General features: G+C 46.7%; 13 protein-coding genes. 11 read left to right on the plus strand and 2 right to left on the minus strand.

Annotated features, from left to right (window positions below):
• The first annotated feature begins 9 nt into the window (after positions 1-9).
• From I579_RS11785 to I579_RS11815, 7 genes are all read left to right on the plus strand, one after another.
• Positions 10-1008, plus strand: coding sequence for a permease (locus I579_RS11785; protein WP_081633700.1), 999 nt, complete (start codon positions 10-12; stop codon positions 1006-1008).
• 2 nt (positions 1009-1010) lie between these two features.
• A complete protein-coding gene (locus tag I579_RS11790) occupies positions 1011-1871 on the plus strand; it encodes a TIGR03943 family putative permease subunit (protein ID WP_010753629.1) in 861 nt (286 codons plus the stop codon).
• Between the two features lie 79 nt (positions 1872-1950).
• Entirely contained in the window at positions 1951-2904 is a 954-nt protein-coding gene (gene rnz, locus I579_RS11795; protein ID WP_010753630.1) for a ribonuclease Z, read from the plus strand.
• Entirely contained in the window at positions 2888-3679 is a 792-nt protein-coding gene (locus I579_RS11800) for an SDR family NAD(P)-dependent oxidoreductase (protein WP_034810349.1), read from the plus strand. Before rnz ends, I579_RS11800 begins: the two co-directional genes overlap by 17 nt.
• A gap of 10 nt (positions 3680-3689) precedes the next feature.
• Positions 3690-4019 carry a LapA family protein gene (locus tag I579_RS11805; protein WP_010753632.1) on the plus strand — a complete coding sequence of 110 codons (330 nt, stop codon included), beginning with the start codon at positions 3690-3692 and terminating at the stop codon, positions 4017-4019.
• Between the two features lie 154 nt (positions 4020-4173).
• Positions 4174-6459, plus strand: a complete 2286-nt coding sequence (recJ, locus tag I579_RS11810) for a single-stranded-DNA-specific exonuclease RecJ (RefSeq protein ID WP_034810350.1) — start codon at positions 4174-4176, stop codon at positions 6457-6459.
• Between the two features lie 27 nt (positions 6460-6486).
• On the plus strand, positions 6487-6999 hold the full coding sequence (locus I579_RS11815) for an adenine phosphoribosyltransferase (RefSeq protein ID WP_010753634.1): 513 nt from the start codon (positions 6487-6489) through the stop codon (positions 6997-6999).
• 66 nt (positions 7000-7065) lie between these two features.
• Here I579_RS11815 and I579_RS11820 read toward each other — a convergent pair whose 3' ends face one another.
• A complete protein-coding gene (locus tag I579_RS11820; protein ID WP_010753635.1) occupies positions 7066-7266 on the minus strand; it encodes a hypothetical protein in 201 nt (66 codons plus the stop codon).
• 135 nt (positions 7267-7401) lie between these two features.
• The gene (gene lexA / locus I579_RS11825; RefSeq protein WP_010753636.1) at positions 7402-8025 is read right to left on the minus strand and encodes a transcriptional repressor LexA; all 624 of its coding nucleotides are present in this window, start codon (positions 8023-8025) and stop codon (positions 7402-7404) included.
• A gap of 178 nt (positions 8026-8203) precedes the next feature.
• Between lexA and I579_RS11830 the strand changes: the two genes are divergently transcribed.
• From I579_RS11830 to cysK, 4 genes are all read left to right on the plus strand, one after another.
• Entirely contained in the window at positions 8204-8446 is a 243-nt protein-coding gene (locus I579_RS11830; protein ID WP_010753637.1) for a DUF896 family protein, read from the plus strand.
• Positions 8447-8521: 75 nt separating this feature from the next.
• Positions 8522-10516 carry a transketolase gene (gene tkt / locus I579_RS11835; protein WP_010753638.1) on the plus strand — a complete coding sequence of 665 codons (1995 nt, stop codon included), beginning with the start codon at positions 8522-8524 and terminating at the stop codon, positions 10514-10516.
• Between the two features lie 209 nt (positions 10517-10725).
• Positions 10726-11598, plus strand: a complete 873-nt coding sequence (locus I579_RS11840; protein ID WP_010753639.1) for a glucosaminidase domain-containing protein — start codon at positions 10726-10728, stop codon at positions 11596-11598.
• A gap of 199 nt (positions 11599-11797) precedes the next feature.
• Entirely contained in the window at positions 11798-12724 is a 927-nt protein-coding gene (gene cysK / locus I579_RS11845; RefSeq protein ID WP_010753640.1) for a cysteine synthase A, read from the plus strand.
• Positions 12725-12825 lie beyond the last annotated feature (101 nt).

A 12825-nucleotide genomic window follows, 5' to 3' on the forward strand; every position in this document is an offset into this window, starting at 1 on the left:
ATATTACAGATGAGTATGATTTTTCTTTCCGTGGTGATTGAAGCCTTGCCATTCGTCCTGTTAGGTTGTTTGATTTCCGGGGCTTTGCAAGTCTTTTTGACTCCAGAGCGGGTGAGACGCCTGTTGCCTAAAAATAAATTAGCATCGATTCTTGTGGGCTGTGTGTTAGGCTTCTTTTTCCCTTCTTGTGAATGTGGCATCGTGCCGATTATCAATCGCTTTATCACAAAAGGGGTGCCCATTCCCACGGCTTTTGCCTTTATGTTAACAGCACCGATTGTGAATCCTATCGTATTGTTTTCCACCTACATCGCCTTTGGAAACTCCACGAAATTTGCCTTGTTGCGAGTGGGTGGGGCCTTCTTTGTGGCAATCATTGTCGGAAGCTGGTTGGCCTATTTCCATCAAGGAAGTGTGCTGAAAAAAGGACGTCTTTCTTTAGCGGCAAGTAACTCACAAGTGCCCGCGGATTTGACTTTAACAGAAGAAGTCACGACAAAAAGCGAGCCGATCCCGGCAATGACTTTGATGGGGTCAACAAGTACAGAAGTCACAGGGAGTAGTACCGTAGTGAAATCAACGGCTGCAATGCCTCAACCCCCAAGGAAAAAATTTCTTGACCAAGTGAATCACGTACTGCACCACAGTCTGGATGAGTTTTTTGACACCGGTCGATATTTGATTATTGGTGCTTTGATTGCGTCTGCCATGCAGACTTATTTGCCAACCGCGGCCTTATTGACATTGGGTTCCTCAAAGCTTTTGGCGATTTTGGTGATGTTGGTCTTGGCTTTTGTCATGTCTTTGTGTTCTGAGGCGGATGCCTTTATCGGTGCTTCTTTAATGAGTCTTTTTGGAACGGCGCCAGTAGTGGCCTTTTTGGTATTAGGGCCCATGGTAGATATTAAAAATCTTTTGATGATGAATCGCTATTTTAGCGGCAAATTTATTTTAGCCTTGGTGGCTTTGATTGTACTTTGTGTTACCGGCTATGCATGGGTGGTGTAAAGATGATTCGATTTTTGATTTTAGCAGGGTACTCAGGCTTGATGATGTTTCTCCAAGTAACCGGGAAACTAGATCAATTCATCAATGTCCACTACCAATACTTGGCGGTGCTTTCCACTGTGATCTCCTTGCTTTTGGCTTTGTTCCAACTGTTTACTTGGGTGAAAGAAGATCCCGGCAAAGCAGAGGAACACAAGGAGCATCAGCATGAGCAAGAAGAGCATGATCACGCTGACCACGATCATGGGTTAAAGCGTCCTTATCAGCGAATGATTGCTTACGTGTTATTGGCCCTGCCGATTGTTGTGGGGACCCTGTTTCCCACGGTCAGTCTCAGTACCACCATTGTGGAGGCCAAAGGGTTTCAATTCCCTTTAAGTAAAGAGTCGGTGGGGGATCCGCAAATGGAGACCCAATACCTGCAGCCCAATACTAGCTTGTACTATAATAAAGAAGACTACCAGAAACAGATGACCGAACTCATGAATAAATACGGGAATCAAGAGAGCCTAACCATTACGGATGAGAATTATTTGGAAGTTATGGAGCTGATCTATAACTATCCCAGTGAGTTCATCGGGCGCAAGATTCACTATGAAGGCTTTGTCTTCCAGACCCAGACGCAAGATACGTTTGTCTTTCGCTTTGGTATTATTCACTGTGTGGCGGACTCCGGTGTGTTTGGCTTACGGGTTAACTTGCCACCAGACGCACAAGTGGCCAATGATCAGTGGTTGGCCGTGGATGGGGTGATTGCCTCGGAGTTTTATGCGCCTTTCAAACGCAACTTGCCCATGGTAAATGCTACTAGCATTACCCCGATTGCGCCGCCAGAAAACCAGTACGTTTACCGGACTTTTTAGAAGAAAGGTTTCTTCAGCAAGTCCAACAAAAAAATGCTATACTGAAGGGTAGCTTATAAAGAAAAGGATCGTCGTCAATATGGAAATTGAATTTTTAGGAACAGGTGCCGGGGTGCCGGCGAAACATCGGAATGTGACGGGGATTGCCCTGCGCTTACTAGATGAGCGCAATGCCATCTGGTTGTTCGACTGTGGGGAAGGAACGCAAATGCAGATTTTGCGTACGAATATCCGCCCACGGAAAATCGAAAAAATCTTTATCACCCATCTCCACGGGGACCATCTCTTTGGCTTGCCGGGGCTTTTGTCTAGCCGTAGCTTTCAAGGGGGCACAGAACCTATGGAAATTTACGGGCCAAAAGGGGTCAAAGACTTTGTCATGACCGCACTAAGGGTCAGTCAAACTCGCCTGGCGTACCCTTTGAAGTTTATTGATGTAGCTCCTGGGGTGATTTTTCAAGACAAGCAGTTCACGGTGATTTGTGACAAGCTAGACCACGGAATCGCCAGCTTCGGTTATCGAGTGGTGGAAGCCGACCATGAAGGGGAACTGCAAGTGGATCAATTGCTAGCCCTAGGCATTAAGCCAGGACCGGTTTTCGGTCGCTTAAAACGGGGAGAAACCGTAACCTTAGAAGACGGCCGTGAACTTTCCGGTAAGGATTTTGTGGGAGAAAGCCGCCCCGGACGGATTGTGACCATTTTAGGGGATACCCGCTACACGGAAGCTTCCATTCGGCTCGGACAGGACGCGGATGTCTTGGTTCACGAAAGTACCTTTAAGGAAAATGAAGGGCAAATGGCCAAGTCCTATTATCATTCCACTACGGCTCAAGCGGCCCAAGTGGCGAAAAAAGCCGGGGTGACCCAATTGCTTTTGACCCATATTAGCGCCCGTTATTTGGCAAAAGATGTGCTGGATTTGGAAAAAGAGGCCCAAGCGGTCTTTGGCAATACCCGAATCGTGCGGGATTTTGACGTGATCGACGTGCCTTTTAGGAGAAAGGATGAAGAAGATGGAGCTCAAGGATAAAGTCGTTTTGGTAACGGGAGGCTCTGCCGGGTTAGGAGCAGAGATTTGTTACGCAGCTGCCGCTAAAGGAGCCATCGTGGTAACTTGTGCCCGGCGGATTAATTTGATTGGCAAAGTCAAAGAACGCTGTGAAGAACTCAGTGGTAAGCCAGCTTATGCTTTTCAATTAGACGTGGCGGATCCGGAAAGTGTGGCAGCTTGTTTGGAAAAAGTCGCCACAGAAGTCGGTCCCGTGGACATTTTGGTAAACAATGCCGGTTTTGGCATCTTTGAAAACTTTGCAGACTTCAATCCAAAAGACATCACCCGGATGTTTGAAGTGAATGTTTTAGGAATGATGGTCTTGACCCAGCAAGTGGTAATCCAAATGTTAGAAGACAAACGTTGCGGCCACGTGATTAATATTGCATCCATGGCGGGGAAGATGGCTACACCGAAAAGTACGGTGTATTCTGCTACGAAATTTGCCGTTTTAGGCTTTTCCAATGCCTTGCGCTTGGAATTAAAGCCGGCCAATATCCATGTGACCACGGTAAACCCAGGACCGATTCAAACGGAATTCTTCGACAAAGCCGATCCTTCTGGTCAATACTTGGCGAGCCTTGGCAACCACGTCTTAGATCCACAAAAACTGGCCGCCCGGATCGTGCGCAGTATGGAACACCCAGTCCGGGAAATCAATCGTCCCGGGTATATGGAAGTAGCTGCTCGTTTTTACACCTTGTTCCCAGCCATTGGTGACTTTTTAGCCGGCGGCATCTTTAATAAGAAGTGAGGGACGTAAGATGAAACGACAATGGCGACTGATTTTGCTTTTGGTTTTAATCTTTGTCGTAGGCCTGTTTGCAGCGTTTAATAGCCAGTCCGTGGCGGTGAACTTCCTCTTTGGACAAGTAGCTGCGCCTTTGGTTTTGGTGATCTTGATCTCGGTTTTAGCCGGAGCGGTTATCGCCACTTTACTGGTGACCAATGTTTTGTGGCAGCAAAAACGCCGGGTGAAAACCTTGGAACGGCAAGTGGCAAGCCTAGAGCAGAATACACGGCAACCCCAGTTGGACGACCCAAAATTGCCAGCTGAAAAGCCGACAGATGACTCCAATCAAGGGCAACAATGACCGCTGAATCCGGCGGTCTTTTTTCTTTGGAGGCCGGTTCTTCAAAGAGAGCAACAAGAGCACGTAAATTTTTTCGCAAAAAAGATCTTTCAAAGCACTCCTTCTTTTCACCGAGGACGGCCTTTGCTATAATCATACAGTTGGGAGTGATCATGTGCACAACGGGAAATATCAATGGCAATATCCGGAGACGTCAAGTATGACCCCGGAATTCCAAGCAGAAATAAATGAACGCAAGTTACCGGAAACCATCGCAAAATTGCTTTGGCAACGGAATATTCGCACGCAAGACCAATTGCGACGCTTTTTAGATCCGCAATTAACGGATTTTCATGATCCGTTTTTAATGGCAGACATGGACAAAGTGGTGACCCGGATTCAGCAAGCCGTGGAAAATGGCGAAAAAATCTTGGTTTATGGGGATTATGATGCAGACGGAATCACTAGCGCCACAGTGATGAAAGAAGCCCTGGAATTAATCGGGGCTGAAGTGACGGTTTACTTACCAAATCGCTTTACCGATGGCTATGGGCCCAATCAAGGAGTTTACCAGTACTTTATCGACAGTGGCATTCAGTTAATCGTTACCGTGGACAATGGTGTTTCTGGCCACGAAGCCATCGACTACGCCAATAGTCGTGGAGTGGATGTTTTGGTAACAGACCACCATGAACTGCCGGATGTTTTACCCAATGCTTTGGGGATCATTCATCCCCGGCATCCAGAAGGACAGTATCCCTTTCCCGATTTAGCCGGGGTCGGTGTGGCCTTTAAAGTGGCTTGTGCGCTCCTTGACGAGATTCCATTGGAGTTTTTAGATTTGGTGGCGATTGGGACGATTGCCGACTTGGTCTCACTCACTGGAGAAAATCGGGCGTTGGTTACTATTGGCTTGCAATTAATGAAGCAAACCGAGCGCATCGGTTTGTTGGAATTGTTTAAAGTCGCGGATGCGAAGTTGGCCCAAGTGGACGAGACGATGATTGGCTTTGCCATTAGTCCTCGGCTAAATGCCATCGGCCGTTTAAAAGACCCGAACCCGGCGGTCACCCTTTTGACCACTTTTGATGAGGAAGAAGCGCGCCTGCTAGCCCAAGAACTCAATCAAATCAATGAAGAACGCAAAGCTTTGGTCACAGACATCACCAAAGAAGCAGAAGCCCTGTTGGATCCCGCAAGTCTGATTAATGTGGTGGCGCAAACTGGGTGGCACGAGGGCGTTCTAGGTATCGTCGCCGGTCGCTTGGTCCAGCTTACAGGAAAACCGAGCTTGGTCTTGACCATTAAAGAGGACGGTATCGCCAAAGGTTCCGGGCGGAGTGTGACTCAAGTCAATCTTTTTTCCTTATTACAAGAAGAAAACGAGCGCTTCACCAGTTTTGGTGGACACCATATGGCGGTGGGCTTGAGCTTACCAAAAGAAGAACTAACCGGTTTGCAAAGCAGTTTAACAGAAAAACTGGCGGCTTCTGCTGTGGATTTGACCGAAGGGGAGCCGTTACTCATCGATGAGACGCTCACCGTGGCGGAAGCTGATTTAGCTTTTGTGGAACAACTGAAATACTTGGCTCCTTTTGGCACGGACAACAAAGCTCCAATTTTTGCCATTAAGGGCACTCAGACCCCGGTCTTACGGCGAATCGGCTCTGAGCAACAGCACTTGAAGCTGACGGTAGCTGACGAGAGTAGCTCTGATGCGCTAGACGTGATTGGCTTTTCGTTTGGGAATGAACTGGCAGAGTTTACCGGGGATCCTTTTACGGTGGTAGGGCAGCTCTCCATTAATGAATGGAATGGCTTGAAGAAACCTCAAATGCAACTGTTGGACTTTGCTATTAATTGGTTGCAAGTTTTTGATTTTCGCGGGCAAAACAAGCGCCGAGAATTCCGGCCCACCGACCAGACCTTGTTGGTGGCCTTTGAACCGCTGAAGAGTTCATTACCCGTGGTGCGCTACGAAAATCAAGCACAACTGGCTGAGGTAATGGCTGCAGGAGACTACCGGGAGATTGCCTTTTTAGACTGTCCGGAAAATCCGGAACTCCTAAAAGAAATCGCCCAAGCTAGCAATTTCCAACGGATCTTCTTGATTTTAGAAGCCAAGGACGATGCCTACTTAGACGGCATGGGTACCCGAGAGCAATACGCTCGCTTGTTCCAATTGATCAACGGGCAAGAAAAACTCGATATCCGCTACAAACTACCCCAAATCGCACAATTCTTGCAAATCCCTCAAAATTTATTAATTTTTATGATTCAAGTGTTTTTTGATTTGGAATTTGTTACAATAGTGGATGGTGTTTTGCAGAAGGTAGCCGTAAGTGAGAAACGACCGCTGGATCAAAGCCAAGTTTACCAAAAACGATTGAAAAAAATAAAAAGCGAAGAATTTTTACTGTTAAGCGATTTGGCAGGGATAAAGGCCTGGTTGAGCGCTTAAACAGTGTTGGTTCCAAGGAGGAAAACCATGAACTTAAAAGATTATGTAGCGAGCATCCATGATTATCCAAAACCCGGGATTATTTTCCGGGATATCTCGCCTTTAATGGCAGACGGTGCCGCTTATCGGGAAGCTACGAAACAAATCGTAGACTATGCAAAAGAAAAAGCCATCGATATGGTAGTAGGACCTGAAGCGCGAGGCTTTATCGTGGGCTGTCCCGTAGCGTTTGAACTAGGTGTGGGCTTTGCCCCAGTGCGTAAACCTGGGAAATTGCCTCGGGAAACCATTTCCGTTAGTTATGAATTGGAATATGGTACAGATACGTTGACCTTACATGCTGATGCCATTAAACCAGGCCAACGAGTATTGGTTTGTGACGATTTATTAGCCACTGGGGGTACGGTGAAAGCCACCATCGAATTGATTGAAAAACTTGGTGGGATCGTTGTGGGCTGTGCCTTCTTAATCGAACTAGAAGAGTTACACGGTCGGGAAAAAATCAAAGACTACGACATCTTGACTTTGATGGACTATTAATAAGCAGTATTTTAAGACAAAAAAGGGCTCGTTTCCGTAAGTGGAAGCGAGCCTTTTTGATTCTTGTTAATTGGTTTGTTGGCGGTAGTTCTCAGATTGGTGGTAGCGCCGGGCAGCTTGCCGGGCTTTTTTGTCGTCCCACAAGGTGAACCACAAGAAAAACAATGGGAGAAAAATCAACGCCGCCAACTCGATGCCAAAATGCGAAACGACCATACTAATCACTAAACCCAATCCAATCAATGCAACATTACGAATTCCATTCATTTTCTTCACCTCGTGTAAGTTATACGAACAAATGTTTGTATTCTTATTATACGAATGAATGTTCCCTTTGTAAAGTAAAAAAAGCGCAATCCTCAATTTTTTTGAGGATTGCGCTTTTTACTTACAATTTTAATCTTAATTAACATGTGGGCGGTAGAGTCCCACGACTTGGCCTAAAATCGTCACGTTGGGTAAGATGATTGGTTCCATATAGTCGTTTTCTGGTTGCAAGCGGATATGATCATCTTCTCGGAAGAATCGCTTGCACGTTGCTTCGTTTTCATCGGTCATGGCAATGACCACATCACCGTTTTGTGCGTCCCGTTGTTGCCGCACGATGACATTGTCCCCATCTAAAATCCCCATATTGATCATACTTTCTCCTCGAATGGTCAACATGAAGAGACTGCCAATATCATTGGAGAGGTTTGGGGGGACAGGGAAGAAGTCAGAAGCGTCTTCCACTGCTAAAATCGGTTCTCCTGCGGTAACCACCCCAAGCATGGGAATCGTTTCGGATTGGACGCCGATTTTTTTTAAGCCAGCCTCTGTCAATTCAATGGCCCGGGGCTTTGTGGGATCTCGTTGCAACAGGCCTTTCTTTTCTAAGCGCGATAGATGTCCATGGACCGTGGAGGTGGAGGAGAGATTTACCGCCTCGCCGATTTCCCGGACGGTGGGAGGATAACCCTTTGCCGTCACTTGTTCATGGATAAAGCGCAAGATATCTTCTTGGCGGGTATCGGTTCGTTTCGCCATAACTGCACCTACTTTCCTTATCTAACATCAGTGTACCATACCCTTTTTTTGAAATCAAACAAATGTTCGTCTAAAGGGGAGGAACTTCGATTGAATAACGTTTTTCCTCATTTTTCACTGTAATTTTGCCTGGCTTTGGTTTATGATAGAGAAGAATTGCCAACAAGGAGGGATAAACGTGCTATCAAAGGAAAAAATTGCTCGCATTAATGAGCTCAGCAAGAAGAAAAAGGCCGGTACCTTGACGGCAGCCGAAGAAAAAGAACAAATTACTTTGCGCCAAGAATATTTGGAGGCTTTTCGTTCGGGGATGCGTCATCACATCGAAGGCATGAAAGTCGTCGACCCAGAAGGTAACGATGTGACTCCGGACAAACTGAAGCAGATTCAAAAGGAAAAAGGCCTGCACGGTCGAGAATAAAGCATTTTCAATCGCGTCTTGTATTTTAGTTAGCATAAAGGTATAATATACCTAAAAGATTTAGGAGGGAATATTTTGTTTGATAAAGTAGACCAACTAGGGGTTAATACCCTGCGTACTTTGAGTATCGAAGCAGTTCAAAAGGCCAATTCCGGCCATCCAGGCTTACCAATGGGAGCGGCTCCCATGGCGTACACCTTGTGGACTCGCTATTTGAAAATCAACCCGTTAACTTCTCGTAACTGGGCTGACCGGGACCGTTTTGTTTTATCCGCAGGTCATGGTTCTGCATTGTTGTATAGCTTGTTGCACTGTGCTGGCTATCAAGTAAGCATGGATGACTTGAAAAACTTCCGTCAATGGAACAGCTTGACCCCTGGGCACCCTGAAGTGAATCATACGGACGGCGTAGAAGCAACCACTGGCCCACTAGGTCAAGGGATTGCTATGGCTGTGGGGATGGCTATGTCTGAAGCCCACTTAGCAGCGACATACAACCGTCCTGATTTTCCTGTAATGGATCACTATACCTATGCTTTGTGTGGGGACGGGGACTTAATGGAAGGTGTTTCTCAAGAAGCTTGTTCCATGGCCGGCCACATGAAATTAGGTAAACTAGTGGTCTTGTACGATTCAAACGACATCTCCCTTGATGGCCCGACTTCCATGGCCTTCACTGAAAATGTCGGCCAACGCTTTGAAGCGTACGGCTGGCAACATATCTTGGTGAAAGACGGCAATGATTTAGAAGCCATCGCCAAAGCCATTGAAGAAGCCAAAGCAGAAACGGCTAAACCAACCATTATCGAAGTGAAGACAATCATCGGTTTTGGGGCACCAAATGAAGGAACAAACCAAGTACACGGAGCACCCCTTGGAGCAGAAGGCGTGGCCGCTGCGAAGAAAGCATATGGCTGGGATTACCCTGAGTTCACCGTGCCAGAAGAAGCGGCTGACCGCTTTAAAGAAACCATCATCGACCGAGGAGCAGAAGCCCAAGCAGCTTGGGAAGGGATGTTCGAGCGTTACAGCTTGGAATACCCTGAGTTAGCGGAACAATTTAAAGCAGCTTTTGCTGATAAATTGCCTCATGGCTGGTCTGATGAATTACCGGTTTACGAAGAAGGCTCAAGCCAAGCAAGCCGTGTATCCAGCAAAGAAATGATCCAAGAGCTTTCTAAGAAGATCCCTAGCTTCTGGGGCGGTTCTGCCGATTTGTCTTCTTCCAACAACACGATGGTAGGCGACGAAACAGCCTTCGAACCAGGAAACTACGCTGGTCGCAATATCTGGTTTGGTGTACGGGAATTCGCTATGGCAGCGGCTATGAACGGAATTCAACTCCACGGTGGTACACGAGTTTACGGCGGGACATTCTTCGTCTTTACCGATTACTTGCGTCCAGCAGTTCGCTTGTCTGCCATTCAAAATGTACCGGTGGTTTACGTCTTGACCCACGATTCCGTGGCAGTAGGTGAAGATGGCCCAACGCACGAACCAGTGGAACAATTGGCTAGCTTGCGTTGCATGCCAAACGTCCAAGTGATTCGTCCTGCTGACGGCAACGAAACTCGGGCTGCTTGGAAAGTGGCTATGACCACGAAAGACAAACCAACTGTTTTGGTTTTAAGTCGTCAAAACTTGCCAGTCTTGCCAAACACAGCAACAACGGCAGATGAAATGGTGGCCAAAGGTGGTTACGTCTTGTCTGCACAACAAGGAGACGTACCAGCGGGTATCTTGATTGCCACCGGTTCTGAAGTTGCCTTGGCTGTGGAAGCTCAAAAAGCATTGTTAGCAGAAGGCAAAGACGTTTCCGTAGTTTCGATTCCAAGTTTCGATCTTTTCGAACAACAATCCGCAAGTTACAAAGAATCCGTCTTGCCAAAAGCCGTGACCAAGCGGGTAGGGGTTGAAGCAGCTGCATCATTCGGCTGGGAACGCTACATTGGGGATGCCGGCAAGATGATTGCTATCGATCACTTTGGTGCTTCCGCTCCAGGAGGAACCATTATGAAAGAATTTGGCTTCACTGCTGAAAACGTGGTTAACACCTTTAATAGTCTTTAAAAAGTCTTTAGCCCTTGTCGAATACCGACAAGGGCTTTTTAAGGTCTTTTAATCGTGCGAATGCTCCGCCGAGAATGAGAATTTGGCGAAATTTGTTTTAGAAAGGGACGTATTGCTTGTTCTTCCGGGAAGTCCTCCGTATAATATAAACGTTGATGTATAATCTATGTTTTTCAATGGTCATAAAACACTTTACAGGAGGCACCTTAATGGAAGAATTTAAGACTCGGGGACAGCGACGCCGTTTTCAAACGTTGGAAAAACGTCGTAAACTCGTAAGTGGCGCAGCGGTCGTAGGTACTGGTTTGGCCATCGCTCCAGTGGCACTGACTTTACCTGGCACGCAAGTCGAAGCCGCAGAATACAATTACCAACAAGCGGATGCAGCGCAAAGCTTGATTAACCAAATCGGTTCAACTGCTAGCCAAATCGCGGCAGCCAACGACCTTTACGCTTCAGTGATGATCGCCCAAGCGCTATTGGAAAGTGGCAATGGCGGTTCTACGCTGTCCCAGGCTCCTTATTACAACTTGTTTGGCGTGAAAGGCTATAGCGATAGCAACCCAGTCTACTTGGCGACCCAAGAATACTTGGATGGTCAATGGGTGACTATGAATGAACCTTTCCAAACTTACAACTCTTACTGGGAATCCATTCAAGAACATGCCAATGTCTTGAAGAGCACGAGCTTTGCCAGTGGTACCGCTCATTACAGTGGCGCATGGAAGAGCAATACTTCTAGCTACCAAGACGCGACCGCTTATTTAACCGGTCGTTATGCAACGGACCCAAGTTATGGCTCCAAGCTAAATTACTTGATTTCGGCCTATGGTTTGACCCAATACGATACACCAAGTACTGGTGCTACCACTACGACCACCGAGGTCAGCACAAGTGTCAGTGCTACGACAACTACCACAGACAGTAGCAACTCCAGCAGCACTGGTGGAAGCTATACAGTCGTTGCCGGGGATTCTCTTTGGGGGATTGCTAGCAAATATGGCATTTCTGTCGATCAATTAATGGCAAATAATGGTTTGACTAGTGATGTCATCATGATTGGCCAACAATTGAGTGTTTAATCAAATAGTAAAAAGACAAGGAAGCAGTTTTCCTTGTCTTTTTTTGTCTTTACCAAAAGCAAATTCTTTGTTAAAAGCCATCCGCTGTGGATACTGGTCCAGTAGCAAAACCAGCAAAAAAAGCCTCTGACTAGCAGAATTTCAGAAAATTGGTTATGATGAACTGAAGTACAACCATTACGCAAACGGAGGGACAGTTATGACAGTCTATGCATCATCTTTGGAGTTAATCGGTAAAACGCCAATCGTCAAATTAAACCAAATCGTGCCTGAAGGGGCCGCAGATGTTTACGTGAAATTGGAATTTTTCAATCCAGGTAGTTCCGTGAAAGACCGGATTGCTTTATCCATGGTAGAAGCCGCAGAAAAAGACGGTCGCTTAAAAGCCGGGGATACCATCGTCGAACCCACATCAGGAAATACTGGTATCGGACTGGCTATGGTAGGAGCGGCAAAGGGCTATTCAGTAGTCATTGTCATGCCCGATACCATGAGTATTGAACGGCGCAAACTCATGCAAGCTTATGGGGCGAAATTGATTCTAACCCCTGGAGCTGAAGGTATGAAAGGAGCCATTGCCAAAGCAGAAGCACTAGCGAAGGAAAACGGGTGGTTCTTGCCATTGCAGTTTGAAAATATGGCAAATCCGCAAATTCATGAAGAAACCACTGGTCCAGAAATCATCGTCGACTTTAAAGAGACTGGTTTGGACGCTTTTGTAGCAGGGATTGGAACTGGGGGTACTTTGACCGGAGCTGGTCGTGCGTTGAAAAAAGCTTTCCCAGAAATTAAAATCTATGCCGTCGAACCTGCTGAATCGGCTGTTTTGGAAGGCAAGCAACCTGGGCCTCACAAGATTCAAGGGATTGGTGCCGGCTTTATTCCCGATACATTGGATACAAAGGTTTACGACGAAACGTTGCCGATTACTAGCGATGACGCCATGGCCACGGCTCGTTTAGTAGGGGAAAAAGAAGGCTTCTTAGTGGGTATTTCCTCAGGAGCGGCGATTGCGGCAGCGATTCAAGTGGCACAAAAATTAGGCACTGGCCATAAAGTAGTAGCCGTGGTTCCGGATAACGGGGAACGCTACTTATCCACGGCTTTGTACCAATTTGACGAGTAAGTCTTTTTAAAAACTTAACTAAACAACTGAGAGACGAGCTGTTTTTAGGCTCGTCTTTTTGATTTCTTAGACTCTCGCTAGAAATTCTGGGAAACTTCTAG

The organism is Enterococcus asini ATCC 700915, assembly GCF_000407365.1.
Taxonomy (GTDB): Bacteria; Bacillota; Bacilli; order Lactobacillales; family Enterococcaceae; genus Enterococcus_C; species Enterococcus_C asini.

Coding starts and splice junctions, on each gene's coding strand:
- I579_RS11785 (WP_081633700.1), top strand. CDS start 10: ATGAGTATGATTTTTCTTTCCGTGGTGATTGAAGCCTTGCCATTCGTC.
- I579_RS11790 (WP_010753629.1), top strand. CDS start 1,011: ATGATTCGATTTTTGATTTTAGCAGGGTACTCAGGCTTGATGATGTTT.
- rnz (WP_010753630.1), top strand. CDS start 1,951: ATGGAAATTGAATTTTTAGGAACAGGTGCCGGGGTGCCGGCGAAACAT.
- I579_RS11800 (WP_034810349.1), top strand. CDS start 2,888: ATGGAGCTCAAGGATAAAGTCGTTTTGGTAACGGGAGGCTCTGCCGGG.
- I579_RS11805 (WP_010753632.1), top strand. CDS start 3,690: ATGAAACGACAATGGCGACTGATTTTGCTTTTGGTTTTAATCTTTGTC.
- I579_RS11815 (WP_010753634.1), top strand. CDS start 6,487: ATGAACTTAAAAGATTATGTAGCGAGCATCCATGATTATCCAAAACCC.
- I579_RS11820 (WP_010753635.1), bottom strand. CDS start 7,266: ATGAATGGAATTCGTAATGTTGCATTGATTGGATTGGGTTTAGTGATT.
- lexA (WP_010753636.1), bottom strand. CDS start 8,025: ATGGCGAAACGAACCGATACCCGCCAAGAAGATATCTTGCGCTTTATC.
- I579_RS11840 (WP_010753639.1), top strand. CDS start 10,726: ATGGAAGAATTTAAGACTCGGGGACAGCGACGCCGTTTTCAAACGTTG.
- cysK (WP_010753640.1), top strand. CDS start 11,798: ATGACAGTCTATGCATCATCTTTGGAGTTAATCGGTAAAACGCCAATC.